Below are 26,119 nucleotides of genomic sequence, written 5' to 3' on the forward strand. Positions count from 1 at the left end.
CCTGCTCCAACCCAAATAAGAAACGCCGGCCTGCATCCCCCTGCAGGCCGGCGTTTCCGTATGGCGGGGAGCGCGCGGCGCTCCCCTTCCCCCCAACTTTTAGAAGGCGACGCTCACCGAACCGAGCACGGCGCCCTTGGCGGCGTTCTTGCCGGTCGGCGTGATGAAATCTGTGTCGGTGTCGACATAGGAGACGCCGAAGGTCAGCGCCTTCCAGGTCGCCGTCGCGCCCACCGACCAGTCGGTATATTCGCTGGTCGGGCCCGACAGCCAGCTCGGACCCCAAGTGTGGCCAAGGTGACCGGTAAGGCCGATCGGCGTGCCCGGGATCGAAGCCGAGAGATCGCCGGCCAGGTAGAAATTATCTTCGTTCTTGAACGCGCCGGTCAGGCCCTGGTCGATCGCCAGCGCCTTCTGCTTCGGTGCGTAATTGCCGGTGACCTTACCCGTGACCGGGCCGACCGTGTAGGCGACCGACAGATAGGGCTCGATGAAGTCCGAGGCGCTGGTGTCGCCGCTCAGGCGCGTGCCCGGATAGACATAATAGACCGCGCCGACATCGACGGTGACGCCGTCGAAGCTGTGCTTGTAGCCGGCGATCAGGTCGAGCTCCTGATGGGCAGTGCCGTGAACGGTGACATAGTCATCGATCGAGCTACCCCAGGTGCCGATGTAGAAGCCGGACTCGTGGCTGACGGTGATGCCGCCCTGCACGGCGAAATTGCCGTCGGTCTGCGAGATGCCGCGGAACTTGTAATCGCTGACGACGCCGACGCTGCCGCTGACGGTGATCGCGGGTGCCGGATCGGTCTGATCCTGGGCCATCGCGGGGGTGGCTGCCGCCGCAACCGCAAGCGCGGCCAGGCTGATGATCGTGTAGCGCATGGAATACCCTTCCCGTTTATCTAAAAGGGTTCCCGCCTGCTGCGACCGGTACTGCGTCGATTGCCACCAGGGGCCTGCGCTGCTTGCGGTTGCACAACTTCCTTGCCGTACGACGCTGCACCGCACAACATTAATTGCTGTTCCGTCACGGGATCGTGACGAACTGTTGCTGGCAGGCCACAGGCGCCAAAAGCAGCACCGGCCCGCTCCCTAGGTGGGAACGGACCGGCAGCAGAAACCCAAAAGGCTTAAATCAGCGGATCTGGACGATCGCGTCGATCTCGACTGCCGCGCCCAGCGGCAATACCGGCACACCCACGGCGCTGCGGGCATGCTTGCCGGCATCGCCGAACAGCGCCTGCATCAGCTCGGAGGCGCCATTGGCGACCTTGGGCTGATCGGTGAAGTCGGCGGACGAGTTCACGAACACCCCGAGCTTCACGATCCGCTCGACGCGCGAAATGTCGCCGCCCAGATATTTCTGGATCTGCGCGACCAGCATCAGCGCGCAGCGCTGCGCGGCTTCGGCGCCGAACGCCAGGTCACGGTCTTCGCCGAGCCGGCCGGTCATCAGCGCGCCGTCCTTGAAGGGGAGCTGGCCCGAGATGTGGAGCAGGCCATTCGCCTCCACTACGGGCACATAGGCAGCGACGGGCGCTGCGGCTTCGGGAAGGGTGAGGCCAAGCTCTTCGAGCTTGCGATCGACATGCGTGGTCATGGCCCCGCTCAACCACTCACCGCGTCGGCGGTCAAGCCTGCGTCGAAGCGCGCCTCGATCCAGCTGCGCGCCTCCAGCCAGTCATCGATTCGGGCATGCGCGTCCGGCGCCTTGGCGACATTGGGCGCCAGGCTCGGCTCGGCGATCATCTGGAGGCGGAACACTCCGGGCGCATGCTTCGCCACCGATTCGTGGTGATGCGCGAGATCGTCGACGAACACGGTGACGCTCGGCCGGAATTCCTCGACCAGCCGGACGACGGGCGAGCCCTTGCCGCCCTGGTTGCACTCCACCCGGTGCTGGATGCCGTGATTCGCCAGCTGCGCGATGCGGTGATCGCGGCAATGATCCTGGAGATTGGTGAGCACGACGATGTCGGCGCGCGCGGCGAGCGCGGCCAGCGCCTCGCGGGCGTGCGGCACGAGGGTCTGACGGTCCATCTCGGCAGGGAAGAAGCCGTCGAGCAGTCCCCACATCTCCTCACGCTCGATCACCGACGAATCGGCGCGGCGGCGCATCGAATTGGTGAAATCGGCGCCGTCGGGAGTGAACTCGATGTCATGCGCCTCGCCCAGCCACACGCCGAAATGGCGGACCATGTGGAGCAGGACTTCATCGCAATCGGTGATCAGCAGGGGTTTCATCGGGGCTCCAGGATCGCCCGGGCGGCGACCAGTTGTTCGGGGCTGATGTCGAGCGCCTCGGCGCAGGCGACAAGATCGGGCTCGTACGATTCGAGGAAGGAAAGCGTGGCGGCAAGCACCACCGCGTCCCCGGCGCGCGCGCGCAGGTCGGAAGGGTCGAGGCCGGTCAGCTCAAGCAGCCGCCGGGCCCGTGATTCGTCGCCCAGCGTCCACACAAGTGCCTGCAGCGCCAGCGCTTCCGCATTTGTTTCCGCGCTCGCCATACCCTACATCAGCCTTATTGGATCCGGGGGTTAGCGCGTGGCAAAAAGGGTGCTCGTTGTCGAGGACAACGAACTCAATCTGAAGCTGTTCTGCGACCTGCTGCGCGCGCACCAGTTCGAAGCCGAGCCGGTGCGCGACGGGCGCGAAGCCGTGGCGCGGGCGCGCGAGTTCGATCCGCAGCTGGTGGTGATGGACATCCAGATGCCGCACATCACGGGCCTCGAGATCATTCAGCACATGAAGCTCGATTCGAAGCTGCGCACGATCCCGATCATGGCAGTGACCGCCTATGCCGGCAGCGGCGACGAGGAGCGGATCCGCGCGGCGGGCGCGAACGCCTATGTCTCCAAGCCGATCAGCCTGGTGCGCTTCATGGAAGAGGTGCGCGCGCTGATGCCGGCCGAATCACCGGCTCCCGCTCCTGCGCCGGAGCCTCAGGCGCCGCCGGAAGCGGGCACAGAAGAAGCCCCGCAGCCTAAGGGCCCGGGGCTCTTGTTCTGATCAATCCCCGGCGCGCGGCCAGGGGGAGACAGGCCTAAGCCTGGCTTACTTGATCTTCGCTTCCTTGAACTCGACATGCTTGCGCACGACCGGGTCGTACTTGCGGAACGAGAACTTCTCGGTCTGGGTGCGCGGATTCTTCTTCGTGACGTAGAAGAAACCCGTGTCCGCCGTGCTGACGAGCTTGATCTTGACAGTGGTCGGCTTAGCCATGACCCGAAACCCTTGAATCGTTCAAAATGAAAAGAGCGGCACGCGAGTAGCGCGCCGCTGCCAGACGCGGGCAACTGTGCGATTCTCTCCCGAAAGTCAAGGCTGGCGCGCGCACCCGGCATGCTTCACGCGGGTTTAACCCTGTCCGGGCAGGATAGCGGCGAAAGGGAAGCGCCATGGAAGCTCTGGTCCCGGCCTTCCTTCTGGCCGTCCTAACCCAGCTTTGCGACAAGCCGGCCACGCTGACGGCGATCCTCGCCGATCGCTATGGGCGGCCGCTCACGGTGGCGATCGCCGCGGGCCTCGCCCATGCCGCGACCAATTTCGCGACGGGCGTCGGCGGGTCACTGATCGGCCCGATGATGACGCCCAATGCCCGCGCGCTGCTGCTCGCCATGGCGCTGATCTTCGGCGCGCTCGGATCGATCGGGTCGAACAAGGTCAAGGACCGGCTGGACGGGTGGAAGCTCGGTTCGATCTTCACGACATTCCTGGGCGTGCTGATTCTCTCCTTCGGCGAGAGCACGCCCTTCTTCACGCTTGCGCTGTCGACGAGCGGCCAGCCCTGGTTCGCCGCGGCGGGTGCCTCGATCGGCGCCTTCGGAGTCGCCTTTGTCGCCGCGGTGCTCGGCGAGCGGATCTGGCGCGATGCGCCCTTTCACTGGCTGCGCATCCTCAGCGGCATCGCCTTCATGGGCGCCGGCATCTGGATCGGCCTGGGGGCGCTGCGCTTGACCTGATCGATCACTCAGATCGGGAAATTGCAAGTGCATCGCATGGAGCCTCCCTATATCCCGATCGTTGACCCTGCGAACCGATTCCGGGAGGACGAACATGACCGATACCAATGCGGCGCTCCGCACCCCCACCGACCTCAATCGCAACGATACCAAGAGTGTTGCGGACGCGCTGAACAGCGCGCTGGCGGATTGCTTCGCGCTCTATTTCAAGACGAAGAATTTCCACTGGCACGTCTCGGGCCCGCATTTCCGCGATTATCACCTGCTGCTCGATGATCAGGCCGCGCAGATCTACGGGATCACCGATGCGATCGCCGAGCGCGTGCGCAAGACCGGCAACATCACGCTGCGCTCGATCGGCGACATCGCGCGCCGCCAGACGCTGAAGGACAATGACGCGGATTATGTGTCGCCGGGCGACATGCTCGCCGAGCTGCGCGAGGACAATCTCAAGCTGGTCGAGAGCTTCCGCACGGTGAAGCAGGCTGCCGAGGATGCCGGCGACAATGCGACCAGCGGGATCGTCGACGAATGGACCGACCAGGCCGAGGAGCGCGCCTGGTTCCTGTTCGAGGCTTCGCGCAAGGGCTGACAGCCGCGCGCTCGAGGAAATGAGAAGGGGCCGAACTCGCGAGAGTCCGGCCCCTTTTCGTTACTTGATCTTGGCCAGATCCGCGTCGAGCTTGGCGAGGATCTCGTCGGTGATCTTGCCGTCCGAATAGGGAGCGACCGCGCGGAAGCTCATCGCCTTGAACTGGTCATAGCTGGGGTGCTTGTCGACATCGCCCAGGCCGTCGGCGACGAGGACCGCCTTGGCGGCTTCATTGGCGAACAGCGCCTCGATCGGGGTGTCGGCGCTGAACTTGGCCGCGACGGCCGGAGTCGCAGCCGGGGCCGGAGCCGTGGTCGGCGCAGGTGCCGGCGCGGTCTGGGCGAAGGCAGCCGCGGGCGCGCAAGCGAGAACGGCGGCGGTGAGAATAAGCTTCATTACGTGGAGTCCCCTCCGGTGGTGGAGCGCCGAGCCTAACCCGCTTTTCGTGTCGGCGCCATTGCTGCTGGCACGAGTGTCAGCAGCCACAGATCCGGCGGCGCGCCGAGCCGGAACGGCACCCCGCTGGTGCCGAGCCCGCCAGTGACCACCACCGTCCGCCCGCCCTCGCGCACCAGCCCGCAACGATAGCGCGCGCCGTATCGGCTCACCTCGGGCGCAATGTTGCGCCCGAAGAACAGCACCTGCCCGCAATGCGTATGCCCGGCGAGCAACAGTGGCGCATCGGCCGGCAGCGCCGGCGCGACATCGGGCGAATGGGTGAGCAGCACGATCGGCTTGCCGAGCGAGCGCGCGGCCCTGAGCGTCGCCTCGACATTGGCATGGCCTGTGAAATCGTCGGCGATCCCGCCCAGCGCGATCGGCCCGCGTAATACGGCGCTGTTCTCGAGCAACGTTATGCCCGCGCGGGCGAGCTCGCCTCGGGTTGCCTGCGCGCCGGTCCAGTAATCGTGATTGCCGAGCACCGCAGCTACGCCAAGTGGCGCGCGCAGTGCCTTGAGCGGCGCGATCATCGCCGGACCCAGCCTGGCCGCCCCCTGCGGGTCATGGCCGAAAATGAAGTCGCCGGCGATCACCACCAGATCAGGCTTGAGCGCATTGATCTGCGCGACGATCCGGGCCAGCCGCTTCGGTCCCATCGCGGCAGTGCCGATATGGATGTCACTGATCAGCGCGATTCGGATCGGCCGCTCCAGCCCCGGCATCGCCACATCGGCGCGGCGGACGATCGGATCGCCGGTAGCCTCGCGGAAGCACCAGCCGAGGAACAGGGCAAGCAGCAGGGCAAGGCCGCCCAGCGTGGCGAGGATCGTGCGCATCGCCGAACATCGTAACGGGAGCGCATCGGCTGCGCTATGCGTTACGCCATCATGCGCGCCTTTGCCGATCTGCTCGACAATCTGATCTACACGCGTTCGCGCAACGCCAAGCTGCGGCTGATCGGCGACTATCTGCGCGCGACTCCGGACCCCGACCGCGGCTGGGCGATGGCCGCGCTTACCGGCACGCTCGATCTGCCTGCGGTGAAACCCGCTTTGCTCCGCGCGATGATCGAGGCGCGGGTCGATCCGGTGCTCTATGCGATGAGCCGCGACTTTGTCGGCGATTCGGCTGAGACGATCGCCTTGCTCTGGCCCGAACCCCTGGTGCCGCCCCGCGAGACCGCGCCGCTCACCGTCTCCGAAGTCGTCGCGACGCTCGGCAGCATCTCCAAATCCGATGCCCAGGCCGCGCTCGCCGCGATGCTCGACCGACTCGAGGCCGATGAGCGCTATGCCCTGCTCAAGCTCGCCACCGGTGCGCTGCGCGTCGGTATCTCCGCCCGGCTCGCCAAGACCGCGCTGGCCCAGGCCTTCGGGCTCGATGTCGATGCGGTCGAGGAAGTGTGGCACGGGCTCGTCCCGCCCTATGCCCCGCTGTTCGACTGGGCCGAGGGCCGCGGCGAGCAGCCGACTGCGCGTAACGTCCCCGTCTTCCGCCCCTTCATGCTCGCCCACCCGCTCGAGGCAGAGAGCGTCGACCTCGCCGACTATGCCGCCGAGTGGAAATGGGACGGCATCCGCGTCCAGCTCGTCCATGTCGCGGGCGAGACGCGGCTCTATAGTCGGGCGGGCGACGACATCACCCACAGCTTCCCCGAAGTCGCCGCCGCCTTCCGCACCCCCGGCGTGCTCGACGGCGAGCTGCTGGTGAAGGGCGAGTTCCAGGGCGGCGAGGCGGCGAGCTTCAACGCGCTCCAGCAGCGCCTCGGCCGCAAGGTCGTCAGCGCGAAGACGCTCGCCGAATATCCTGCCTTTGTCCGCCTTTACGACATCCTGTTCGACGGCGAGGAGGATCTGCGCGCCCTGCCCTGGAGCGAACGCCGCGCCCGCCTCGAAGCCTTTGCCCCGCAGCTCGATGCGAACCATTTCGACGTCTCCGCAGTGATCGGCGCTGCCGACTTCGCCGCACTCGAGGAAATCCGCGCCGGCGCGCGCGACGCTTCGATCGAGGGCGTGATGCTCAAGCGCCGCGATTCGCCCTATGTCGCCGGCCGCCGCGCCGGGCTGTGGTACAAATGGAAGCGCGACCCGCTAAATGCCGACTGCGTGCTGATGTATGCCCAGCGCGGCTCGGGCAAGCGCAGCAGCTTCTATTCGGATTACACCTTTGGCGCCTGGACGCCGGAGGGCGAGCTGCTCCCGGTCGGCAAAGCCTATTTCGGCTTCACCGACGAGGAGCTGAAATGGCTCGATCGCTATGTCCGCAACCACACGGTCAACCGCTTCGGCCCGGTGCGCGAGACCGACAAGACGCTGGTCCTCGAAGTCGCCTTCGATTCGATCCATCTGTCGAAGCGCCACAAGTCCGGCCTCGCGATGCGCTTCCCCCGGATCAGCCGCATCCGGAGCGACAAGCCCGCCAGCGAGGCGGACACGATCGAGAGCCTGCGCAAGCTCGCTACCTGAGCGCCCCTCGACATCCCGGCGGACAGGCATAAGCTCCCCGCAACAAGGGGGGATGTCATGTTCGGGAAATTGCTCGCGGCCGCCGCGCTGCTCACCGCTTCGGGAACAGCGCAAGCGCAGACCTATGCGATCCAGGCGGGTCATGTGATCGTCGATGCCGCCAAGCCGGCGCGCGGCGCCGCCACGCTGATCGTCGAGAAGGGCCGGATCGTCCGCATCGACGACGGCGCCACCGCACCCGCCGGCGCTACCGTCATCGACTTGCGCACCAAAACCGTGCTGCCCGGGCTGATCGACGTGCATGTCCACCTGACCGGCAATGCCGGCGAGCCCTGGTATCAGGGCCTGACCACCAAATATTCCGAACCCTATGCTGCCACGGTGGGCCTGAAGAACGCGCTGATCACAGCCCGCGCCGGCTTCACTACGGTGCGCGACCTTGGCGGCGCGCCCTATGCGAGCCTGGCGATGCGCGACGCGATCGCAGAGGGCGGCTTCCCCGGTCCGCGGATCCTCGTCGCCGGCCCGGCGCTGTCGATCATCGGCGGGCATGGCGACGCGACCACCGGCCTCGCCCCCGATCTGCGTGAGGCGATCGACAGGACCGGCGAACAATTCTGGGTGTGCACCGGCGCCGCCGAATGCGCCAAGGCGGTGCGCAAGCTCGCGGCGATGGGCATGGAGGTGATCAAGTTCCACGCTACCGGCGGCGTGCTCGATCCCGGCGCGATGGGCCTTGAGCAGCATTTCACCGACGAGGAGATGAAGGCGATCTGCGACACCGCGCACCAGATGCACCTCAAATGCGCCGCCCATGCCCACGGTGCGCGCGGCATCGAGGCGGCAGTGCGCGCCGGCGTCGATTCGATCGAGCACGGCACCTTCGCCGACGACACCGACGTCCAGCTGATGAAGGCGAAAGGCACCTATTTCTCGGCGACGCTGATGGCGTTCAGCGGCCTGCAAATGTATCTCGGCAAGGGCGTCTTCAGCGAGAATAGCGAGATCAAGGCGCGCCAGACGCTCGACCAATGGGGCAAGGCACTCAACCGCGCCTACAAGGCCGGGGTGAAGATCGCGCTCGGCACCGATGCCGCGGTCTATCCGCACGGCCGCAACGGCGAGGAGATCGGGCTGATGGTCTCCAAGGGCGGGATGACACCGCGCGACGCGCTGATCGCCGCCACAAAAGGCGGCGCCGACCTGCTCGGCCTGTCCGCGGAAACCGGCACGCTCGATCCCGGCAAGTCGGCGGACCTGATCGCCGTCGATGGCGATCCGCTGACCGATCCCGCCGCGGTGCTCCACATCGCCTATGTGATGGTGCGCGGCAAAGCGATCCCGTTGCAGTGAGGCCTGGTGCAGTGAGGCGTTGCACGCGCCCCTAAGCTGCGCCAGACTCGCGCCATGGGGCAGGACGAACGCATTGCGCCGCTACCGCTCATCGCCTGCGTGCTCGCGGGGCCGGTGATCGCGTCGCTGCTGCCCGGCATCTTCGCTGCGGGATCGAACGCGGGCGACAGTTTCCTGCGCATCTGGGGCACGTTGTCGCTGTTCGGAGTCTGCTACGCCGTGGTGGTCGGCGTACCGATCGCGTTGCTGCTCCTGCGCGATCCGGCGCTGCCCTGGCGGCGCTGGCTCGGCGCCGGGCTGCTCGCCGGGCTGGTCACTGCCGCGCTCCTGCTCGGCTGGGCCGCGCTGACCAGCACGCGCAACCTGATCGGCGGGCAATGGGCCGAGATGCAGGTGCTCACCTTGTGGATCGTCGTGCCGCTGGTGCTGTTCTCCGCGATCGTCTCGCGAGTCGCACTCGCGCTTTGGCTGGGCCGCCGCCAGACGCAGCTGTGAACGCCGCTCTCCTCGCCCCGGCGATGATGATCGCCTCGGGCTCGATCCACGCGGTGGTCAACGCGATCCTCAAGGGCGGCAAGGACAAGATGGCCGGCCGCGCGATCATCGACGGATCGAGCGCGCTGATCCTGCTCCCCGCCATTTTGCTGGTGCCGCTGCCCGCCGGCGCCTGGCCGTGGATCGCCGCCACTGCGCTCGTCCATTGCCTCTATCTCTACGCGCTGGTCCGCACTTTCGAGGCGAGCGACTATTCCGCCGCCTACCCGATCCTGCGCGGCACCGCGCCTTTGGTCACTGCCGCGCTCTCGCTCGGCCTGTTCGGCGAGCCTGCCTCGCCGCGCGAACTGATCGGCATCGCGCTGATCGGCGCGGCGATGTTCGTCATGGTGATGGGCCGGCATATCGGGCGCGCCGGACTCGGCTGGGCGCTGCTCACCGGGGTCACCATTGCCGGCTATACCGTGATCGACGCGCACGGCGTGCGCGCCGCGCCGACACCGACCAGTTATATCGTCTGGATGTTCGTGCTGATGGGCGCGAGCACGGTGACGATGTTCGCGCTGCTTTCAAAAGGCGCGATCTTCGCCTCGGCGGCGAAGCAATGGCGCCCGGGTGCGGTGGCGGGCGCGCTTTCGATCCTGACCTATGGCCTGGCATTATCGGCACTGGCGATCGGGCCCACCGCTCCGCTCGCGGCCTTGCGCGAGACCGGCATGGTCACTGCGCTGGTGATCGCCACCCTCTTCCTGGGCGAGAAGGTGACGCCCGGCCGGGTGCTGGGCGTCACCGGGATCCTCGCCGGCGCAGTACTGATCCTGAGTGCCTAGCTCTTGGGCGACGGCGTGCTCGATCCGTCCGCCCGCTCGATCACCGCGCCGGTCACCGCGCCCTCGCCGCTGAAGCGCACCCGGCTGCGCGGATCGGGCTCGAGCGCGAACAGATCGGGGCCCAGCGGCACCATCGCCGATTTCGGGCCGCCATCGCGCTGCCAGATGAGCACGCCATTCTCGATCCGGACCGTGCGCGGGCCATAGCGGCCGACATAAGCCTCGAGCGGACGCGGCGGCGTCACCGGCGTCACGCGCGCGGCATAGAGCGCGGCGGTCCATTCGAGTTCGGTCTTCCCCGGCCCCTCGGCCTTTTCGGCAAGCTTGAGCGCCGCGTCCTGCAATGCGCGGTCGAGCGCCTTGTCGGCGGGCACCGCGATCTTCGGCGCGACGCCCTTGCCTTCCCAATTGCCGCCGCCCGGCAGCTCGGGATAGCCGATCGACACGCTCATCACATAGCCGCCCGGCACCGGATAATGCTCGTTGCGATAGGCCGCGCCCGCCGTGGTCTCGCCCACCAGCGTGCCAAAGCCCAGCCGCGCGACATGGCTGGTGAACTCCTCCGCCGCCGATGCCGCGCGGCCGCTGGTCAGCACATAGAGCGGCGCGGCGATCTGCCCGCCCGGCACCGCCTCGCTCACCGAAGTCGTCGGCGCATCCTTGCGCAAGTGGAAGGTCACCAGCAGCGTGTTCGGCGCAGTGAAATAGCTGGTGATCCGCTTCACCGCATCGGGGCTGCCGCCGCCATTGGTGCGCAGGTCAAGGATCGCGGCATCGCCGTCGCGCAGGAACGTCATGGCGGCATCGATCGCCTTGCCGCTCTCGGCGCCCGACCAGCCAAACCCGTCATAGCGGATGTAGCGAATATTGCCGGGCAGCAGCTTCATCTCGGTGATGCCATGGTTGTGGGCACGCATCATTGCCTTGAGGAAAGGCGAATCCTCGACATCGTCGGCCTGGGGACCGCGTGCCGCCAGTTCGGCGGAGGTCGGCGGATCGAAGATCAGCTGGAGATGCTTGTCCGCCGCGACGGCATAGAGATCCTCGTTCACCCGGCGGGTCAGCTCGCCCTGGTCGGGCACGTCGTAGCGCCCGGACTTGAGTCCCTTGGCCAGGGCGGCATCGAGCGGCGCGCGCTTGGCCGCGACTACATAATTCTCCGCGATCGCCTTGCGGATCGCCGCGACGATCTCCGCCTTGCTTGCCGGCGCCACGCCTGTCGGGCCGGCGCCGGGCCCCTGGCGCGGGCCGGGAGCCGTGCCCTGCTGCGCGAAGGCGGCGGGTGCGAGCCCGGCGGTAATCAGGGCGGCGGCAAGTGCGATCTTCATGGGTCCCTCCCGGACTGTGTTAGTCAACTAACACTGCATGCGGGGGAATGCGAGCGCATGGCGCGCAATTTCATCCGCTTCCTTGCCAAAATCTGGCATTGTCGCCGCCATGACCCATGACGACATCGACCTGCGCATTCTCGGCCTTCTCCAGCAGGACGCACTGATGACCGCCGACATGCTGGCCGAGCGGCTGCCGCTCTCGCCCAGTGCGATCGCGCGCCGCATCCGCCGGATGCGCGCCGACGGCACGGTCGCCGCCGATGTCGCGGTGGTATCGGAAGAGGTCGGCCCGTTCCTCTCGGCGCTGGTCCATGTCCAGTTCGACCGGCACTCGCTCGACGCGGTCCAGGGCTTCCAGCGCCGGCTGATCGCCAGCCCGCACGTCCAGATGGTGCTCGAGATCACCGGCAGCTTCGACATCGTGCTGCTCGTCTCGGCGCGCGACATGGAGTCGTTCAACGCGCTGGTCGATTCGCTGCTCGGCGGCGATCCGGTGGTGCGGCGCTACGAGACCAGCTTCGTCAAGCGGCGGAGGAAGTTCACTCCGGCCTTGCCGCTGCATGAGCTGCTGGAGGGCTAGGAGAAGTGATACCAGTAAATGCCCTCGCCCAGCGCTGAATAGCCGGACCTGGGCTTGAGCGGCTTGCGGGGATCGCGCGGAATGAAATAGCCCCAGCTGTCGTCGAAATAGATTCTGACCGGGATCTCGACGCCATCCTCGTCGATCCGCACCCATTCGGGCCGGAGCGCCGCAATCGCAGGCGGCCAGCGCGATTCGGGGACACGCGACGACGCGTCGACCTGCGGATTCGCCATCAGCGCCTGCGCCTCGGCACGGATCGCCTGCAGCGTTGCGGGGTCCCGGGTGTGACCGGGGCTGCAACCGGCCAGCAGCCAAAGCGCCGCCAGATTGACCAGCATTCCTTCGCGTAACTGCCCGCCGATCATGCGCATCCCCCAAAAACAAAAAGGGCCGGACGTTTCCGCCCGGCCCCTTATTGCTTGCCTGAAGGCTAGCCTCAGCTGCCCGGAGTCAGGTTCACCGCGGCGTACTTGCCACGACGATCGACTTCGAGTTCGAACTCGAGACGGTCACCTTCGTTGAGCGTCGGCATGCCTGCACGCTCCACGGCCGAGATGTGCACGAACGCATCCGGCTGGCCGTCGTCGCGCTGAATGAAGCCGAAGCCCTTCATCGCGTTGAAGAACTTGACCGTTCCGGTCGCCTTCTCGCCGGTCAGCTGGCGCTGCGGACCACCGCCGCCACGCTCGCCGCCAAAGCCGCCACGATCGCCGCCGCGGTCACCACGATCTTCGCGGGGAGCGCGCTCTTCGACCGGCATCGGCTCGCCGTCGATCTTGATCTCGGTGGCCGAGATACGGCCGCCGCGATCGACGAGGGTGAAGCCGAGCGGCTGGCCCTCGGCCAGGCCGGTCAGGCCTGCCTGCTCGACTGCCGAGATATGCACGAACACGTCTTCGCCGCCGTCATCACGGACGACGAAGCCGAAGCCCTTCTGCGCGTTGAAGAACTTTACGACGCCGGTGCCTTCGCCGATGACCTGCGGGGGCATGCGGTTGCCGCCGCCGAAGCCGCCGCCACCACCGCTGCCACCGCCGCCGAAGCCGCCACCACCGCCGCCGCGATAGCCACCGCCACCGCCGCCGCCGCCGTAGCCGCCGCCACCGCCGCCGCCGAAGCCGCCACGGTCACCAAAGCCACCGCCGCCGCCGAAGCCGCCACGATCACCAAAACCGCCGCCGCCGCCGCTGTTAAACTCATCGCCGCCGAAGCCATCACGCTTGTCGCGGCCACGTCCGCCGCGATCCCCACGGCGCCCTCTATCGAAACTCATGCCCTGTTCGTCTTCCCGGTTCGCCCACAATCACAATCAAAAGCCAAGCGCCGAGCGAAAACGCAGGTCTTCCAACGCAAAAACTTGCGCCATGGAATCGGGCATAGCCCAAAATCGTACAGCGGGCGAACAAAATTCGACTTGAATAGGGCGAACGCGCGTTAACTGCGGCGCTTGCGCCACGATTCAGGGCACGGCACAGGTAGCATCCATGGACGCGATCCCCGAATTGCTCGCCAGTCCGGCCGCCTGGGCCGCACTCGTCACGCTCATCGTGATGGAGGTGGTGCTCGGGATCGACAATCTGATCTTCATCTCGATTCTCTCGAACAAACTGCCCGAGGAAACCCGCACCCGCGCCCGCCGAGTCGGCATCTCGCTCGCGCTGGTGATGCGCCTCGCGCTGCTGACCGGCATCAGCTGGATCATCAGCCTGAAGAACACAGTGTTTTCACTCGGCATCTACGGCCCGCTCGATTCGCATGGCGAACGCGCCTTCGAGACCGATTTCTCGTGGAAGGACCTGATCCTGCTCGCCGGCGGCCTGTTCCTGATGTGGAAGGCGACTACCGAGATCCACCATTCGACCGACGATGACGATCACGATGATTCCGACGATCTGCTCGACAAAACGAAGAAGACCGTCTCGCTCAGCTTCACAGCGGCGATCGTCCAGATCCTGCTGCTCGACATCGTCTTCTCGGTCGATTCGATCCTGACTGCGGTCGGCATGACCGACTATGTGCAGATCATGTATGTCGCGGTGATCGTCGCGGTCGGCGTGATGATGCTCGCCGCCGATCCGCTGGCCAATTTCATCAACCGCAATCCCAGCGTGGTGATGCTTGCCTTGGGCTTCCTCCTGATGATCGGCATGGTGCTGATCGGCGAGGCGTTCGGCGCGCATATCCCCAAGGGCTATATCTATACCGCGATGGGCTTTTCCGCCGCGGTGGAGGGGCTCAACATCTGGTCGCGGAATGCGCGGGCGCGCAAGGCCGCGGCAAGACAGAGGCCGTCGGACCATTGAGCCCGGCGCCGAAGGAGTCTAGGCGGCCAGCATGACTGTGCATTTTCACGAAGAAGACATCCCCGAGGGCCTGTTCGCACCGGGCGCCTCGATCGCCGTCGATACCGAGACGATGGGTCTGATCACGCCGCGCGACCGGCTGTGCGTCGTCCAGCTCTCCGATGGTTCGGGCGACGAGCATCTCGTCCGCTTCGGCCCGCGCTCGAGCTATGACGCGCCGAACCTGCGCATGCTGCTCGCCGATCCCGAGCGTCTGAAGCTCTATCACTTCGCCCGCTTCGACCTGGCGGCGATCCGCTTCTATCTCGGCGTCACTGCCGGCCCGGTCTATTGCACCAAGATCGCCTCACGCCTGGTGCGCACCTATACCGATCGCCACGGCCTCAAGGACCTGGTCCGCGAGCTGGTCGGCGTGGAGATTTCGAAGCAGCAGCAGTCGTCCGATTGGGGCGGTCCCGAACTTTCCGACCCGCAGCGTGAATACGCAGCGTCCGACGTGCGTTACCTGCACGCAATGAAGGTAGAACTCGACAAGCGCCTCGAGCGCGAAGGCCGCACCGACCTCGCCCAGGCGTGTTTCGAATTCCTCCCGGCGCGCGCCGAGCTCGACCTCGCCGGCTGGCCCGAAACCGACATCTTCGCGCATATCTGATGTCAGAGGTCGCCGCCCGTCTCCGGTCACAAAAACGCGGCTGGGCGCATCCCGGCAGCGCGCATGATCGAGTCGTGCGGCTCTCGCTCCTGTTCCTGCCGATCGGCATCGGCGTGCTCTCGGCTTTCCTCGTCCTCGCGCCGTTGCTGACCAAGGGCGACGTCAGCTTCGTGCTCGACAAGAACAAGGTCGCGATGGCCACCGAGCGGCTTCGTCTCGAATCGGCCGTCTATCGCGGTGCCGACGAGAAGGGCCGCCCCTTCCGCCTCAATGCCGGCTCGGCGATCCAGAAGAGCTCGGCCGAGCCGATCGTCCAGCTCAACCAGCTCGCCGCCGAACTCACCCTGCCCGAAGGCCCAGCGATGCTGAAGGCGGACAAGGGCCATTACGACATGGACAAGCAGCAGGTGTCGACCGACGGCCCGGTGAAGTTCCAGACGACCGACGGCTATACGCTCGACACCCAGAACGCGCTCGTCGACCTCAAGACCCGCAAGATGGAAAGCGGCGGCGCAGTAACCGGCAAGACGCCGACCGGCGTGTTCAGCGCCAACAAGCTGACTGCCGACTTGGAAAACCGCACCATCTCCCTAGATGGCAATGCACGCTTGCGGATTACCCCCAAGCGCGCGAATAGGCGCTAGACCATATGATCCGTGCGACTGCCTTGCTTCCGATCGGCTTCACGCTGGCGCTTCTCGCCGCGGCGCCTGCGGCTGCGCAGCAGCGCCACGACAGCAACGCGCCGATCGATTTCGGCGCCTCGCATATCGAGCTGCAGGACAAGGCGAACCGCGTCCTTCTTTCGGGCAGCGTCAACATCAAGCAGGCGGAGATGACGCTGCTCGCGGCGCGCGTCACGCTGGCCTATCAGGGCCAGATCGCCAACGGTTCGCCCGAAGTGACGCGCATCGACGCGTCGGGCGGCGTCACCGTCACGCGCCCGGACCAGAGCGCGACCGGGCAATATGCGGTCTATGACGTCAACAAGCACATCATCACGATGGTCGGCGGCGTCACGCTCAAACAGGCCGGCAATGTCGTCTCGGGCGGCCGCCTGATCATCAATCTCGACACCGGCCGCGCGACGATCGACGGTTCGGGTGTCGGCGGCTCGGCCACGCCGGGCGCATCGGGCATGCAGAGCCGCGGCGGCCGCGTGACGGGCCGCTTCAACGTGCCCCAGCGCGCCACGACCGCGACTCCGGCGCCGTCCGCCACCCCCGCACCCAAGCAGTAATCGCCCTTTTTCAACGGGACACCGCGCGGGCTCTTCCCTTCCCGGCCGAGTTCATGCAGGAATCCTGCCAAACAGCCGCGGGGATAACCTGGCGGTAACGCGAACCGTCCATGCAGGGACCGAGTATGGCTGACGTCAACACCCTCGAAACGCCCGTCGCAGACCCCGCACCGCTGCCCGACAAGGGGCTCGCGGTCGTCTCGATCGCCAAGTCGTACGACAAGCGCACCGTGCTCACCGACGTCTCCGTCTCGGTCGGCCGCGGCGAAGTCGTCGGCCTGCTGGGCCCGAACGGCGCGGGCAAGACGACCTGCTTCTATTCGGTGATGGGGCTGGTGAAGCCCGACAGCGGCCGCATCATGCTCGACGGCGAGGACATTACCCGCCTGCCGATGTATCGCCGCGCGATCCTCGGTCTCGGCTATTTGCCCCAGGAGACCTCGATCTTCCGCGGCCTCACGGTCGAGAAGAACATTCTGGCGGTGCTCGAGCTGTCCGAGCCGGACAAGGATGCGCGCGCCCGCCGGCTCGACGAGCTGCTCGAGGAATTCGGCCTCACGCGTCTGCGCGCCGCACCCGCCATGGCGCTGTCGGGCGGTGAGCGCCGCCGCGCCGAGATCGCGCGCGCGCTGGCCGCCGATCCGACGATCATCCTGCTCGACGAGCCCTTTGCCGGCATCGACCCGATCTCGATCTCCGACATTCGCGACCTGATCATCCAGCTCAAGAAGCGCGGCATCGGCGTGCTGATCACCGATCACAACGTCCGCGAGACGCTCGACATCGTCGATCGCGGCTACATCATCTATGACGGCCGCGTGCTGTTCGCCGGATCGCCGGGCGATCTCGTCAAGGACGAGAATGTCCGTCGACTCTATCTGGGCGAAAGCTTCGAGCTTTAATCGCGCATGAGTCTCGCGCCTCGCCTCGATCTGCGCCAGTCGCAATCGCTGGTGATGACGCCGCAGCTCCAGCAGGCGATCAAGCTGCTGGCGCTCTCCAATCTCGAGATCGAGACCTTCATCGCCGAGGAGCTGGAGAAGAATCCGCTGCTCGAGAATAACGGCACCGGCGGCGATGACGAGCGCGGGTCTTCCGAGCCCGCCGATGCTCCCGAACCCGATGCCGACTATGTCGAGCGCGATGGTCCGGCGGACGCCAGCGAACTGCTCGCCGGCGGCGGCGAAGCATCGGGCGAGGCCGCGCTCGACGTCGATTTCGCCGCCGAGACCTTCCACCACGACAGCGGCAGCGACACGCTGGGCGCCGTCGGAATGGATGGCAGCCTGGGCCTCAACGGCACCGGCGGCGGCGGCGCGCCCGACGACGGGCCCGACTTCGACAATCTCGGCAGCGCCGCGCTCAGCCTCGCCGATCATCTGATGGCGCAGGCCGGCACCAGCGTGCCCAATCGCGATATGTTCATCGCCGCCCACCTGATCGACCAGATCGACGAGGCGGGCTACCTGACCGTGCCGCTGCTCGACGTCGCCAACCGGCTGAACGTGGCGCTTGCCCGGGTTGAGGACGTGCTGACGACGATCCACAGCTTCGATCCCACCGGCGTCGGCGCGCGCAACCTGGCGGAATGCCTCGCGCTGCAGGCCAGGGAAGCCGATCGCTACGATCCGTGCATGGCGCGGCTTATCGACAATCTCGACCTGGTCGCGCGCGGCGACCTGCCGCGTCTCAAGCGCATCTGCGACGTCGATGACGAGGATCTGGCGGACATGATCCGCGAGCTCAGGAACTACGACCCCAAGCCCGGCTGCCGCTATGGCGGGGAGCCGACGCTGGCCGTGACGCCCGACATCTTCGTCGCCCGCCGCGGCGCCGGCTGGGCGGTGGAGATCAACGCCGCCACGCTTCCCAAGCTGCTCGTCAACCGCGCTTATTATGCGGAGGTCTCATCGGGCCCGCAGGACAAGGCGAGCAAGGCCTGGCTCTCGGACATGCTGGCCAGCGCCAACTGGCTGGTAAAGGCGCTCGACCAGCGCCAGCGCACGATCATCAAGGTCGCGTCGGAGATCGTGAAGCAGCAGGAAGCCTTTTTCCTGAAGGGCGTCGCGCATCTGAAGCCGATGACGCTGCGCCAGGTCGCCGAGGCGATCGAGATGCACGAATCGACGGTGAGCCGCGTCACTTCGAACAAATATCTCAGCTGCGCGCGCGGGCTCTACGAGCTGAAGTACTTCTTCACCTCGGCGATCCAGTCGTCGGAGGGCGGCGATGCGGTCTCGGCCGAAGCGGTGAAAAATGCGATTCGCACGCTGATCCAGGCCGAGGATCCCAAGAAGATCCTGTCGGACGACACGTTGGTCGAGCTGCTCAATGCCAAGGGCTTCGACATCGCCCGGCGGACGGTGGCCAAGTATCGCGAGGCCCTGGGCATCGGCAGCTCGGTGCAGCGCCGCCGCCAAAAGGCGCTGGAGGGCGTCGGCTAAACGGGGGAAGCGATGTTCTTGCTGGTGGGATTGGGGCTGGTCGGGACCGAACCCGCAGACACCACGATCGCAGCGCTTCGCGCCGATGGCGATGCGACGCGCGCCATCGCCTGCACCGTCCCTCAATACACCGCCAACAAGCCGGAAGTCTGGCCGAACAGCTGGGAAGGCGCGATCATGACCCGCAGTGCGATCGACACCTGTGATTGCGTGCAGCTCAAGCGCTTCGATCAGGGCTGGTATCTGGCAGCCAATTGACGCTACGGATTCAGTATTTGGTAGCTTGCTGCGAGTTAGTGCTGATTCGATGTCCGCCAATTTTTCCTTCGAGGTCGATCCGGCGCAGAATCTCGTCCGCATCCGGATGAGCGGTTTTTTCGCGCCCGAAGACATCGCGGCTTTCCTGGCGGCGCGTGCCGAGGCGCACGCGAAGCTGACCTGCGGGCCCAACGAGCATCTGACGCTCAATGACCTGCGCGAGATCAAGATCCAGGCGCAGGAAAGCGTCGAGCTGTTCCGCGATCTGCTCGCCGATCCCGCCTATCGTTCGCGCCGGCTGGCTTTCGTCATCGGCCGCACCCTGGCGCGCACCCAGCTCGGCCGCGCGCTCGACCGCCGCTATGCGCGCACCTTCGAGGATCCTTGGGCCGCCGAGGCCTGGCTGCTCACCGGCTCGGACCGCGCCGCCGCCTGAGCGGCACCTGCTTACAATGTAGTCCGAGTCGGCGCGCCGGGTGCTGTTGGACGCTAGTTCGCCGGCTTGTTCGCTCCGGCGACCATCGCGTCGAAATCCTTCTTGGTCAGCGCCAGCAGCAGCCCCTTGTTGTTCTTGCCGAACGCCTCGAGCGGCACTTCGACCTTGCCTGCCTCGGCCACGACTACGGCGGCCGACATGTCGACCGACTCGACCTTGCCGAGCACCACACCCTTCGAGTCGCGCACTTCGCTGCCCGCAGTCACGTCGCCGGGCTTGGCCGGCACGGCGCGCGCCGTCTTGGCCTTGGCCGCCGCCTCGACGCGCTCCTCGCGCACTGCCTTGTCGATGTTCGCCGCGGAATCGTCCGGCCCCTTGAGCTCCGGCGCGCCGACCGAGCCGACCAGCACCGGATTGCCCGGCCCCGTCTGCGCATGCGCGGCACCTGCTCCGACCACCAGTCCCGCGACGAGCGCCGCCAGCTTCACTGCCTTCATGATCGCCTCTCCCTCTTGTCTTTTGCCGGCGATGGTATCGCTAACAGAGGCCTGGCGCAATCAGTCGTCCTCGTCCTCGAACCCGGCGAGATCGAGCGCGCGCGCCTTGACCTGGTGGAGGCGACACCAATGGACCAGCGCGTCCTCGCGGCCATGCGTCACCCACACTTCACGCGGCTCGAGCTCGGTGATCGTGCGGGTCAGCTCGTCCCAGTCGGCATGGTCGGAAAGGATCAGCGGCAGCTCGACATTGCGCTGCCGGGCGCGCTGGCGGACGCGCATCCAGCCGGAGGCCATGGCGGTGATCGGATCGGGCAGCCGCCGCGACCAGCGATCGTTGAGCGCGCCCGGCGGGCAGAGGATGATCCGCCCCTGCAACTCGGCCTTGGCGACGCCGGTAGCCGGGCGCAGCTCGCCAAGGTCGACGCCCTGCTCGATATAGAGGTCGCAGAGCCGCTGGAGCGCGCCGTGGATGTAGATGGGATCGTCGAACCCCATCACGCGCAGTTCGCCGATCACCCGCTGCGCCTTGCCCAGCGCATAGGCGCCGACCAGCACGCAGCGATCGGGATTGGCGCGCAGCGCGGCGAGCAGCTTGTCGAGCTCGTCATGCGTCTCCGGGTGGCGGAAGACCGGTAGCCCAAAGGTCGCCTCGGTGACGAACACGTCGCATGGCACCGGCTCGAACGGCGCGCAGGTCGGATCCTCGCGGCGCTTATAGTCGCCTGAGACAACGATCCGCTCGCCGCGATGCTCGAGCACGATCTGGGCGGAGCCTAGGACATGGCCGGCAGGGACGAAGCGGATGTCGATGCCGTGCATCGTGATCGCCTCGCCATAGTCTACCGGATTGCCGTTCTGCGGCCCGTAACGCGCCTCCATGATCGCCAGCGTCTGCGGCGTCGCCCACACTGCCTCATGTCCGCCCCGGGCATGATCGGCATGGCCATGCGTCACCAGCGCACGGCGGACGGGCTGGCTCGGGTCGATCCAGATATCGGCCGCGGGCAGATAGATGCCGGTGGGTCTAGGATCGATCCAGTCGCCGAGCTTCGCCATCATGCCTATATGAGCGGGATGCCCGCCGGTTCCCAGCTCCCCCCGATATTGTCGACCTGGTTCGCGAGCCGCGGCTGGGCGCCGCGCCGCCACCAGCTCGAGATGCTCGAGGCCGGGCGCCGGGGCGAACATGCGCTGCTTGTCGCGCCGACGGGCGCGGGCAAGACGCTGGCGGGATTCCTCCCCACCCTGGCCGAGCTGATCGAGGAGCCCGTAGACCGCCTGCACACGCTCTACATCTCGCCGCTCAAGGCACTGGCGGTCGATGTGCAGCGCAACTTGCTCACCCCGATCGACGAGATGGGCGTCCCGATCCGCGTCGAGACGCGCACCGGCGACACGCCCTGGGAGAAGAAGGTCCGCCAGCGTGCCCGCCCGCCGCAGATCCTGCTGACTACCCCCGAATCGCTCAGCCTGCTCCTCTCGTACGAAGACAGCCTGACGATGTTCGAGGGGCTGAAGACCGTGGTGATCGACGAGGTCCACGCCTTCGCCACCGGCAAGCGCGGCGACCTGCTCGCGCTGGCGATGGCGCGGCTCCAGCGCCTCGCCCCCAACCTGCGCCGCGTCGCGCTGTCGGCGACGGTGGCCGATCCGGACGGTTACCGCGCTTGGCTCGCCCCGCATGGCGATATCGATACGGTGACCTTGGTGAAGGGCGAGAAAGGTGCCGAGCCCAACATCGCCATCCTGCTGCCCGAGGACAAAGTCCCCTGGGCCGGCCATTCGGGCGTCTATGCCATCCCGCAGGTGATGGCCGAGATCGAGATGCACAAGACGACGATCGTCTTCTGCAACACGCGCGGGCTTGCGGAGCTGGTCTTCCAGCAGCTGTGGAAGGTCAACGAGCTCAAGCTGCCGATCGGCGTCCACCACGGCAGCCTCAGCCTCGAGGCGCGGCGGAAGGCCGAGCAGGCAATGGCCGACGGCCAGCTGCGTGCGCTCGTCGCTACCGCCAGCCTCGATCTCGGCGTCGACTGGGGCGATGTCGATTGCGTAATCCAGATGGGCGCGCCCAAAGGCTCGTCGCGCCTGCTCCAGCGCATCGGCCGCGCCAACCACCGGCTCGACGAACCCAGCGAGGCGGTGCTCGTGCCCGGCAACCGCTTCGAATATCTCGAGGCTCGCGCCGCACTGGATGCCGTCGAGCAAGGCGAGCTCGACCCCGACGTGTTCCGCCCCGGCGCCCTCGACGTGCTCGCCCAGCATGTCATGGCCTGCGCCTGCGCCGCGCCGTTCCAGCGCGACGAATTGCTGCAGGAAATCCGCGCAGCATTGCCCTATTCGGCGCTCGCCGACGACGTGTTCGACCGGGTGCTGAGCTTCATCGCCGATGGCGGCTATGCGCTGCGCGCCTATGACAAGTTCAAGCGGCTGACGCTGGGCAAGGACGGTCTGTGGCGCGTCACCACGCCGGCCTTTGTTGCACAGCATCGGCTCAATGCCGGCATCATCGTCGAGGCACCGATGATGGAGGTGCGCTTCAAGAACGGGCGCCGGCTGGGCAAGATCGAGGAAGCGTTCGGCACGACGCTTTCGCCGGGCGACGCCTTCGTCTTCGCCGGCATGGCGCTGGAGGTCGAGCGGGTCGAGCTGACCGACCTGGTCGTCCGCGCCACCACCAAGCATGCGCGCTATGTCTCGTACATGGGCGCGCGGCTGGCGATCACCGCGACGCTGGCCGAGCGGGTGCGGCACTTCCTGTACGACCGCAGCCAATGGCCCCGCTTTCCCGCCGACGTGCAGGAATGGCTGGGTGCCCAGGCACGCCGTTCGGCGATCCCGGCGCCGGGGCAGCTGCTCGTCGAGACCTTCCCGCACGAAGGCAAGCATCACATGGTCGCCTACAGCTTCGAAGGCTGGAACGCGCACCAGTCGCTCGGCATGCTGATCACACGGCGGATGGAAGCGCTGGGGCTCAAGCCGCTCGGCTTCGTCGCCAATGACTATGCGCTCGCCGTCTATGGCCTCGAGAAGATCGAGGATCCCGCCGCACTCTTCTCGCCCGACATCCTCGAGCATGAGTTCGTCGAGTGGGTGCAGGGCTCGGCGCTGCTCAAGCGCGCCTTCCGCGAAGTGGCGATCATCGGCGGGCTGGTCGAGCGACAGCACCCGGGCAAGAAGAAGACCGGGCGCCAGGTCACTTTCTCGACCGACCTGATCTACGATGTGCTGCGCAAATACGAGCCCGACCACCTCCTGCTCCGCGCTGCCTGGGCCGATGCCCGCGCCCGGATGACCGATGTCGGCCGCCTCGGCCATCTGCTCGACACCGCCGCCGACACGATGCTGCACATCGACCTGCCCCGCGTCTCGCCGATGGCGGTGCCCGTCCTCATCATGATCGGCCGCGAGAATGTCGCGCAAGGCATGACCGAGGACGCGTTGCTGATGGAGGCCGAGGACATTGCGGCGGAGGCGATGCGGCTCGATTAGACACAATTCGGACAATTGCTGCGCAGCATCGGAAGGTGTAGCTTCATATTCATGAACAGGCTCGCAGCGCTTCTCCTGCTCCCGCTGGCCGCAACCGCCGGAGCCCATGACCTCCAGAATCCGAGCGCGCCCACGCCGCCGCCCGGGCAGGATCCGGCACTGACCATGCCCTCGCCCGAGGATGTCGAGGCGACGCTGCTGGCACTTGGCGAGATCGACCAGCGCCTGACCGTCCCCGTCGCGGTCGGCACCAGCGGGCCCTATAACTTCATCATCGATACCGGCGCCGAGCGCACCGTCGTCTCGCGCGAGCTGGCCGGATCGCTGCGGCTGGGCGCGTCCTCGCCGGTGATGATCACTTCGATGACCGGGCGCGACCTGGTCAACACGGTGGTGGTGCCCGGGCTCAGCATCAAGTCGATCGGCGAGGAGCACACGATCATCGCCCCGGCGCTCGGCGCCCGCGATCTCGGCGCGCTCGGCCTGCTCGGCATCGACACGCTGCGCAACCACCAGGTGACGATCGACTTCGAGAAGGGCACGATGGCGGTGCGCCCCAGCGTGAAGCGCAACAGCTTCAGCAGGCGCGACCGCGACGAGATCGTCGTCACCGCCAAGAGCGTGTTCGGCCAGCTGATCGTCACCGATGCCTATTACGACAATACCCGCATCCAGGTGGTGCTCGACACCGGCAGCCAGGTGACGATGGGCAACAGCGCACTGCGCAAGCGGGTAGGCCGCGACGCGCCGCGATCGCAGAAGATCATGCTGACCAGCGTCACCGGCGACCAGACCACCGCCGATTATACCCAGGTGCCCAACATCCTGGTCGGGCAGGTGCGCTTCGGCTCGATGCCGGTCGCCTTTGCCGATGTGACGCCGTTCGAGCGGTTCGGCCTGGTCAAGCGCCCGGCGCTGCTGCTCGGCATGGACGCGCTGCGCAGCTTCCGCCGGGTCGAGATCGACTTCCCCAACCGCCAGGTGCGCTTCCTGATGCCCAAGGCGGCGCGGCCGAAATGGGCGGGCACCGGTTCGATGCTGCCCGGCGTCACGCCCCCCGGGCAGATCCGCACCTATTGACTTTGGCCCTGCGCGCGGGTTGACCGCCGCGCATGACCAGCCTCTCGCGCGCAACGCTCGCTTCGCTTCCCGCCGCCGTCACGCGGCCGGGGCATGATATTGCCGCGATCCGCACGGGCGTGGTCCATTTCGGGCCCGGCGCCTTCCACCGCGCGCATCAGGCGGCGTATTTCGACCGGGTGCTCGATAGCGATCCGCGCTGGGGCATTGCCGCCGTGTCGCTGCGCAGCGCCGGCACCGTCGACGCGCTGAAGGCGCAGGACGGGCTCTACACGCTGGCGGTGATCGACCGCGAGCCGGGCACCCGGATCATCGCCGCGCATTCCGATGCGATCGGCCCGGGCGAAGGCGCGCGGCTGCGCACCTTGCTCGCCGATCCCGCGGTCAAGCTCGCGACCAGCACGGTGACCGAGAAGGGCTATTGCCTGGGCGCCGATGGCAGCCTCGACTTCAACCACCCCGATATCGTCCATGACCGCGCCCGCCCCGAGGAGCCGGCGAGCGTGATCGGCTGGATCGTCTCGGGCCTCGCCGATCGCCGCGCGGCGGGCGCAGCGCCCTTTGCGATGCTGTGCTGCGACAACATGACCGGCAATGGCGGCAAGCTCCGCGCGGCCTGCGTGGCCCTGGCCCGCGAATGGGACGCCGGGCTGGCCGACTGGATCGCGGGCGAAGTCGCCTTCCCCGACTCGATGGTCGATTCGATCACCCCGGCGAGCGATGCGGCCTTCCTCGCCAAGATCGCCGCCGAGCTGGGCGTCGCGGATCAGGCAGCGGTCCAGCGCGAGCGCTTCACCCAGTGGGTGCTCCAGCGCTTCGAGCTGGCCGACGGGCCCGACCTGGCCGCGGCCGGCGTGACACTGACCAACGACGTGCAGGGCTATGAGCAGGCCAAGCTGCGCATCCTCAACGGCGCACATTCCAGCCTGGCCTATATCGGTCTCGCGCTCGGCCATGAGACGGTGTTCGAGGCCGTGAGCGACCCGGCGCTGGGTGACTTTGCCAGCCGGCTGATGCACGAGGATATCGCGGGCTCGCTCAAGCCCGTCGAAGGCCTCGACGTGCAGGGCTATGCCGATGCGGTGTTCGACCGGTTCGGCAACCCGGCGATCCGCCACCTGCTGAGCCAGATCGCCTGGGACGGCTCGCAGAAGCTGCCCTATCGCCTGCTCGACACGGTCCGCGACCGGCTGGCGGCAGGGCATGACGTAACGCGGCTCGCCGTGCCGGTGGCGGCATGGATCGCGTTCCTCAACCGCAAGGCAAAGGCGGGCGAGACGATCACCGATCCGCTGGCCGAAGTGCTGGCGGGTGCCGCTTCGGCTGCCGATCCGGCCGCAGCGGTGCTGGCGCTGCGCCAGGTCTTCCCCGAGCAGCTGGCGGCCGATGCGCGGTTCCGCGATGCAGTGACGGCAGCGGTGCCGGCGTTCCTCGCGGGGCGCGGCGCGGAGCTGCTTGCGGGCTGATCCTACAGCGGCGCAGCGGGCGACTCGGCGAGGCTATGCAATCCGCGCCAGAATGCCCGCCAAATTTCACCAACCTCGCGCACTGCGGGGACCGATCGCGCGTGAAGTTCGGGTGGCCGCGCAACATCGTTACGCGCAAGCGGTCCTATCTTTCCTACAGGTCAAAGAGCGGCCGGCTATTGGCCCGGCGGCT

30 protein-coding genes and 1 pseudogene are annotated in these 26,119 nt (G+C 67.0%); 19 read left to right on the forward strand and 12 right to left on the reverse strand.

Annotated features, from left to right (window positions below; all coding sequences use genetic code 11):
* Positions 1–99 precede the first annotated feature (99 nt).
* From HZY97_RS10925 to HZY97_RS10940, 4 genes are all read right to left on the reverse strand, one after another.
* Positions 100–885, reverse strand: coding sequence for a TorF family putative porin (locus HZY97_RS10925; RefSeq protein ID WP_180143488.1), 786 nt, complete (start codon positions 883–885; stop codon positions 100–102).
* A gap of 253 nt (positions 886–1,138) precedes the next feature.
* The gene (locus tag HZY97_RS10930) at positions 1,139–1,603 is read right to left on the reverse strand and encodes a RidA family protein (protein WP_180143490.1); all 465 of its coding nucleotides are present in this window, start codon (positions 1,601–1,603) and stop codon (positions 1,139–1,141) included.
* Between the two features lie 8 nt (positions 1,604–1,611).
* Positions 1,612–2,247 (reverse strand): HAD family hydrolase, encoded by a 636-nt coding sequence (locus HZY97_RS10935; RefSeq protein ID WP_180143492.1) that lies wholly within the window; start codon positions 2,245–2,247, stop codon positions 1,612–1,614.
* Entirely contained in the window at positions 2,244–2,510 is a 267-nt protein-coding gene (locus HZY97_RS10940) for a DUF3572 domain-containing protein (RefSeq protein ID WP_180143494.1), read from the reverse strand. Before HZY97_RS10940 ends, HZY97_RS10935 begins: the two co-directional genes overlap by 4 nt.
* Before the next feature lie 37 nt (positions 2,511–2,547).
* On the opposite strand from HZY97_RS10940, the pseudogene HZY97_RS10945 reads away from it, so the two are divergent.
* Positions 2,548–2,907: pseudogene (locus HZY97_RS10945) on the forward strand (response regulator); the annotation flags it as partial.
* A 150-nt stretch (positions 2,908–3,057) separates the two neighbouring features.
* Here HZY97_RS10945 and rpmG read toward each other — a convergent pair.
* Entirely contained in the window at positions 3,058–3,225 is a 168-nt protein-coding gene (gene rpmG / locus HZY97_RS10950; RefSeq protein WP_025560997.1) for a 50S ribosomal protein L33, read from the reverse strand.
* Positions 3,226–3,401: 176 nt separating this feature from the next.
* On the opposite strand from rpmG, the gene HZY97_RS10955 reads away from it, so the two are divergent.
* On the forward strand, positions 3,402–3,965 hold the full coding sequence (locus tag HZY97_RS10955; protein ID WP_180143498.1) for a TMEM165/GDT1 family protein: 564 nt from the start codon (positions 3,402–3,404) through the stop codon (positions 3,963–3,965).
* Positions 3,966–4,059: 94 nt separating this feature from the next.
* Entirely contained in the window at positions 4,060–4,557 is a 498-nt protein-coding gene (locus HZY97_RS10960) for a Dps family protein (RefSeq protein ID WP_180143500.1), read from the forward strand.
* Positions 4,558–4,617: 60 nt separating this feature from the next.
* Here HZY97_RS10960 and HZY97_RS10965 read toward each other — a convergent pair whose 3' ends face one another.
* Together HZY97_RS10965 and HZY97_RS10970 are read right to left on the reverse strand one after the other, a co-directional pair.
* Positions 4,618–4,953 (reverse strand): hypothetical protein, encoded by a 336-nt coding sequence (locus tag HZY97_RS10965; RefSeq protein WP_180143502.1) that lies wholly within the window; start codon positions 4,951–4,953, stop codon positions 4,618–4,620.
* Positions 4,954–4,988: 35 nt separating this feature from the next.
* Positions 4,989–5,834 (reverse strand): metallophosphoesterase, encoded by an 846-nt coding sequence (locus tag HZY97_RS10970; RefSeq protein ID WP_180143504.1) that lies wholly within the window; start codon positions 5,832–5,834, stop codon positions 4,989–4,991.
* Positions 5,835–5,885: 51 nt separating this feature from the next.
* Between HZY97_RS10970 and HZY97_RS10975 the strand changes: the two genes are divergently transcribed.
* From HZY97_RS10975 to HZY97_RS10990, 4 genes are read left to right on the forward strand one after another with little or no spacing between them, the layout of a single operon-like run.
* Positions 5,886–7,463 (forward strand): cisplatin damage response ATP-dependent DNA ligase, encoded by a 1,578-nt coding sequence (locus tag HZY97_RS10975; protein WP_180144497.1) that lies wholly within the window; start codon positions 5,886–5,888, stop codon positions 7,461–7,463.
* 57 nt (positions 7,464–7,520) lie between these two features.
* Positions 7,521–8,816 carry an amidohydrolase family protein gene (locus tag HZY97_RS10980; protein ID WP_180143506.1) on the forward strand — a complete coding sequence of 432 codons (1,296 nt, stop codon included), beginning with the start codon at positions 7,521–7,523 and terminating at the stop codon, positions 8,814–8,816.
* A gap of 54 nt (positions 8,817–8,870) precedes the next feature.
* The gene (locus HZY97_RS10985; protein ID WP_180143508.1) at positions 8,871–9,311 is read left to right on the forward strand and encodes a hypothetical protein; all 441 of its coding nucleotides are present in this window, start codon (positions 8,871–8,873) and stop codon (positions 9,309–9,311) included.
* Positions 9,308–10,141: an EamA family transporter gene (locus HZY97_RS10990; protein ID WP_373684338.1), complete on the forward strand. Its 834-nt coding sequence runs from the start codon at positions 9,308–9,310 to the stop codon at positions 10,139–10,141. Before HZY97_RS10985 ends, HZY97_RS10990 begins: the two co-directional genes overlap by 4 nt.
* On the opposite strand, the gene HZY97_RS10995 is transcribed toward HZY97_RS10990, so the two are convergent.
* Positions 10,138–11,469 (reverse strand): S41 family peptidase, encoded by a 1,332-nt coding sequence (locus tag HZY97_RS10995; RefSeq protein ID WP_180143509.1) that lies wholly within the window; start codon positions 11,467–11,469, stop codon positions 10,138–10,140. The genes HZY97_RS10990 and HZY97_RS10995 overlap by 4 nt on opposite strands.
* A gap of 109 nt (positions 11,470–11,578) precedes the next feature.
* Between HZY97_RS10995 and HZY97_RS11000 the strand changes: the two genes are divergently transcribed.
* Positions 11,579–12,052 carry an Lrp/AsnC family transcriptional regulator gene (locus HZY97_RS11000; RefSeq protein WP_180143511.1) on the forward strand — a complete coding sequence of 158 codons (474 nt, stop codon included), beginning with the start codon at positions 11,579–11,581 and terminating at the stop codon, positions 12,050–12,052.
* On the opposite strand, the gene HZY97_RS11005 is transcribed toward HZY97_RS11000, so the two are convergent.
* Both HZY97_RS11005 and HZY97_RS21080 read right to left on the reverse strand, forming a co-directional pair.
* Entirely contained in the window at positions 12,049–12,426 is a 378-nt protein-coding gene (locus HZY97_RS11005; RefSeq protein ID WP_180143513.1) for a hypothetical protein, read from the reverse strand. The two genes, HZY97_RS11000 and HZY97_RS11005, sit on opposite strands and share 4 nt — an antisense overlap.
* A 65-nt stretch (positions 12,427–12,491) precedes the next feature.
* Positions 12,492–13,328, reverse strand: coding sequence for a cold-shock protein (locus tag HZY97_RS21080; protein WP_180143515.1), 837 nt, complete (start codon positions 13,326–13,328; stop codon positions 12,492–12,494).
* A 211-nt stretch (positions 13,329–13,539) separates the two neighbouring features.
* Here HZY97_RS21080 and HZY97_RS11015 point away from each other — a divergent pair, with 211 nt between their 5' ends.
* The 8 genes from HZY97_RS11015 (at position 13,540) to HZY97_RS11050 (ending at position 19,388) form a co-directional block, all read left to right on the forward strand.
* Positions 13,540–14,358: a TerC family protein gene (locus tag HZY97_RS11015; protein WP_180143517.1), complete on the forward strand. Its 819-nt coding sequence runs from the start codon at positions 13,540–13,542 to the stop codon at positions 14,356–14,358.
* Positions 14,359–14,389: 31 nt separating this feature from the next.
* Positions 14,390–15,010: a ribonuclease D gene (locus HZY97_RS11020; protein WP_180143519.1), complete on the forward strand. Its 621-nt coding sequence runs from the start codon at positions 14,390–14,392 to the stop codon at positions 15,008–15,010.
* Positions 15,010–15,654: an LPS export ABC transporter periplasmic protein LptC gene (gene lptC, locus HZY97_RS11025; RefSeq protein ID WP_180143521.1), complete on the forward strand. Its 645-nt coding sequence runs from the start codon at positions 15,010–15,012 to the stop codon at positions 15,652–15,654. The genes HZY97_RS11020 and lptC overlap by 1 nt, the downstream gene beginning before the upstream one ends.
* 5 nt (positions 15,655–15,659) lie before the next feature.
* Positions 15,660–16,250, forward strand: a complete 591-nt coding sequence (locus tag HZY97_RS11030; RefSeq protein ID WP_180143523.1) for an LptA/OstA family protein — start codon at positions 15,660–15,662, stop codon at positions 16,248–16,250.
* A gap of 125 nt (positions 16,251–16,375) precedes the next feature.
* On the forward strand, positions 16,376–17,152 hold the full coding sequence (gene lptB / locus HZY97_RS11035; RefSeq protein ID WP_180143526.1) for an LPS export ABC transporter ATP-binding protein: 777 nt from the start codon (positions 16,376–16,378) through the stop codon (positions 17,150–17,152).
* A gap of 6 nt (positions 17,153–17,158) precedes the next feature.
* Positions 17,159–18,694, forward strand: coding sequence for an RNA polymerase factor sigma-54 (rpoN, locus tag HZY97_RS11040; RefSeq protein ID WP_180143527.1), 1,536 nt, complete (start codon positions 17,159–17,161; stop codon positions 18,692–18,694).
* Between the two features lie 12 nt (positions 18,695–18,706).
* Positions 18,707–18,952 carry a hypothetical protein gene (locus HZY97_RS11045; RefSeq protein ID WP_180143529.1) on the forward strand — a complete coding sequence of 82 codons (246 nt, stop codon included), beginning with the start codon at positions 18,707–18,709 and terminating at the stop codon, positions 18,950–18,952.
* Positions 18,953–19,001: 49 nt separating this feature from the next.
* Positions 19,002–19,388 (forward strand): hypothetical protein, encoded by a 387-nt coding sequence (locus tag HZY97_RS11050; RefSeq protein ID WP_180143531.1) that lies wholly within the window; start codon positions 19,002–19,004, stop codon positions 19,386–19,388.
* 53 nt (positions 19,389–19,441) lie between these two features.
* On the opposite strand, the gene HZY97_RS11055 is transcribed toward HZY97_RS11050, so the two are convergent.
* Together HZY97_RS11055 and HZY97_RS11060 are read right to left on the reverse strand one after the other, a co-directional pair.
* Positions 19,442–19,885 (reverse strand): hypothetical protein, encoded by a 444-nt coding sequence (locus tag HZY97_RS11055; protein WP_180143533.1) that lies wholly within the window; start codon positions 19,883–19,885, stop codon positions 19,442–19,444.
* A 60-nt stretch (positions 19,886–19,945) separates the two neighbouring features.
* Positions 19,946–20,944, reverse strand: coding sequence for a ligase-associated DNA damage response exonuclease (locus HZY97_RS11060; protein WP_180144504.1), 999 nt, complete (start codon positions 20,942–20,944; stop codon positions 19,946–19,948).
* 18 nt (positions 20,945–20,962) lie between these two features.
* Here HZY97_RS11060 and HZY97_RS11065 point away from each other — a divergent pair, with 18 nt between their 5' ends.
* The 3 genes from HZY97_RS11065 to HZY97_RS11075 are packed head-to-tail and all read left to right on the forward strand — an operon-like array spanning position 20,963 to position 25,926.
* A complete protein-coding gene (locus tag HZY97_RS11065; protein WP_180144506.1) occupies positions 20,963–23,380 on the forward strand; it encodes a ligase-associated DNA damage response DEXH box helicase in 2,418 nt (805 codons plus the stop codon).
* A gap of 51 nt (positions 23,381–23,431) precedes the next feature.
* Entirely contained in the window at positions 23,432–24,460 is a 1,029-nt protein-coding gene (locus HZY97_RS11070) for an aspartyl protease family protein (RefSeq protein ID WP_257215008.1), read from the forward strand.
* A gap of 32 nt (positions 24,461–24,492) precedes the next feature.
* Complete coding sequence (locus tag HZY97_RS11075; protein WP_180143534.1) at positions 24,493–25,926, forward strand: mannitol dehydrogenase family protein; 1,434 nt, start codon at positions 24,493–24,495, stop codon at positions 25,924–25,926.
* Positions 25,927–26,119 lie beyond the last annotated feature (193 nt).

Origin of the sequence: Sphingomonas sp. R-74633 (genome assembly GCF_013416555.1) — a bacterium.
GTDB lineage: Bacteria > Pseudomonadota > Alphaproteobacteria > Sphingomonadales > Sphingomonadaceae > Sphingomonas.

What these genes read in the sequence shown, in the direction of transcription:
- HZY97_RS10925 (WP_180143488.1), bottom strand. Translation starts at nt 885, where the DNA reads ATGCGCTACACGATCATCAGCCTGGCCGCGCTTGCGGTTGCGGCGGCA.
- HZY97_RS10930 (WP_180143490.1), bottom strand. Translation starts at nt 1,603, where the DNA reads ATGACCACGCATGTCGATCGCAAGCTCGAAGAGCTTGGCCTCACCCTT.
- HZY97_RS10935 (WP_180143492.1), bottom strand. Translation starts at nt 2,247, where the DNA reads ATGAAACCCCTGCTGATCACCGATTGCGATGAAGTCCTGCTCCACATG.
- HZY97_RS10940 (WP_180143494.1), bottom strand. Translation starts at nt 2,510, where the DNA reads ATGGCGAGCGCGGAAACAAATGCGGAAGCGCTGGCGCTGCAGGCACTT.
- rpmG (WP_025560997.1), bottom strand. Translation starts at nt 3,225, where the DNA reads ATGGCTAAGCCGACCACTGTCAAGATCAAGCTCGTCAGCACGGCGGAC.
- HZY97_RS10955 (WP_180143498.1), top strand. Translation starts at nt 3,402, where the DNA reads ATGGAAGCTCTGGTCCCGGCCTTCCTTCTGGCCGTCCTAACCCAGCTT.
- HZY97_RS10960 (WP_180143500.1), top strand. Translation starts at nt 4,060, where the DNA reads ATGACCGATACCAATGCGGCGCTCCGCACCCCCACCGACCTCAATCGC.
- HZY97_RS10965 (WP_180143502.1), bottom strand. Translation starts at nt 4,953, where the DNA reads ATGAAGCTTATTCTCACCGCCGCCGTTCTCGCTTGCGCGCCCGCGGCT.
- HZY97_RS10970 (WP_180143504.1), bottom strand. Translation starts at nt 5,834, where the DNA reads ATGCGCACGATCCTCGCCACGCTGGGCGGCCTTGCCCTGCTGCTTGCC.
- HZY97_RS10975 (WP_180144497.1), top strand. Translation starts at nt 5,886, where the DNA reads ATGCGCGCCTTTGCCGATCTGCTCGACAATCTGATCTACACGCGTTCG.
- HZY97_RS10980 (WP_180143506.1), top strand. Translation starts at nt 7,521, where the DNA reads ATGTTCGGGAAATTGCTCGCGGCCGCCGCGCTGCTCACCGCTTCGGGA.
- HZY97_RS10985 (WP_180143508.1), top strand. Translation starts at nt 8,871, where the DNA reads ATGGGGCAGGACGAACGCATTGCGCCGCTACCGCTCATCGCCTGCGTG.
- HZY97_RS10995 (WP_180143509.1), bottom strand. Translation starts at nt 11,469, where the DNA reads ATGAAGATCGCACTTGCCGCCGCCCTGATTACCGCCGGGCTCGCACCC.
- HZY97_RS11000 (WP_180143511.1), top strand. Translation starts at nt 11,579, where the DNA reads ATGACCCATGACGACATCGACCTGCGCATTCTCGGCCTTCTCCAGCAG.
- HZY97_RS11005 (WP_180143513.1), bottom strand. Translation starts at nt 12,426, where the DNA reads ATGCGCATGATCGGCGGGCAGTTACGCGAAGGAATGCTGGTCAATCTG.
- HZY97_RS21080 (WP_180143515.1), bottom strand. Translation starts at nt 13,328, where the DNA reads ATGAGTTTCGATAGAGGGCGCCGTGGGGATCGCGGCGGACGTGGCCGC.
- HZY97_RS11015 (WP_180143517.1), top strand. Translation starts at nt 13,540, where the DNA reads ATGGACGCGATCCCCGAATTGCTCGCCAGTCCGGCCGCCTGGGCCGCA.
- HZY97_RS11020 (WP_180143519.1), top strand. Translation starts at nt 14,390, where the DNA reads ATGACTGTGCATTTTCACGAAGAAGACATCCCCGAGGGCCTGTTCGCA.
- lptC (WP_180143521.1), top strand. Translation starts at nt 15,010, where the DNA reads ATGTCAGAGGTCGCCGCCCGTCTCCGGTCACAAAAACGCGGCTGGGCG.
- HZY97_RS11030 (WP_180143523.1), top strand. Translation starts at nt 15,660, where the DNA reads ATGATCCGTGCGACTGCCTTGCTTCCGATCGGCTTCACGCTGGCGCTT.
- lptB (WP_180143526.1), top strand. Translation starts at nt 16,376, where the DNA reads ATGGCTGACGTCAACACCCTCGAAACGCCCGTCGCAGACCCCGCACCG.
- rpoN (WP_180143527.1), top strand. Translation starts at nt 17,159, where the DNA reads ATGAGTCTCGCGCCTCGCCTCGATCTGCGCCAGTCGCAATCGCTGGTG.
- HZY97_RS11045 (WP_180143529.1), top strand. Translation starts at nt 18,707, where the DNA reads ATGTTCTTGCTGGTGGGATTGGGGCTGGTCGGGACCGAACCCGCAGAC.
- HZY97_RS11050 (WP_180143531.1), top strand. Translation starts at nt 19,002, where the DNA reads ATGTCCGCCAATTTTTCCTTCGAGGTCGATCCGGCGCAGAATCTCGTC.
- HZY97_RS11055 (WP_180143533.1), bottom strand. Translation starts at nt 19,885, where the DNA reads ATGAAGGCAGTGAAGCTGGCGGCGCTCGTCGCGGGACTGGTGGTCGGA.
- HZY97_RS11060 (WP_180144504.1), bottom strand. Translation starts at nt 20,944, where the DNA reads ATGGCGAAGCTCGGCGACTGGATCGATCCTAGACCCACCGGCATCTAT.
- HZY97_RS11065 (WP_180144506.1), top strand. Translation starts at nt 20,963, where the DNA reads ATGCCCGCCGGTTCCCAGCTCCCCCCGATATTGTCGACCTGGTTCGCG.
- HZY97_RS11070 (WP_257215008.1), top strand. Translation starts at nt 23,432, where the DNA reads ATGAACAGGCTCGCAGCGCTTCTCCTGCTCCCGCTGGCCGCAACCGCC.
- HZY97_RS11075 (WP_180143534.1), top strand. Translation starts at nt 24,493, where the DNA reads ATGACCAGCCTCTCGCGCGCAACGCTCGCTTCGCTTCCCGCCGCCGTC.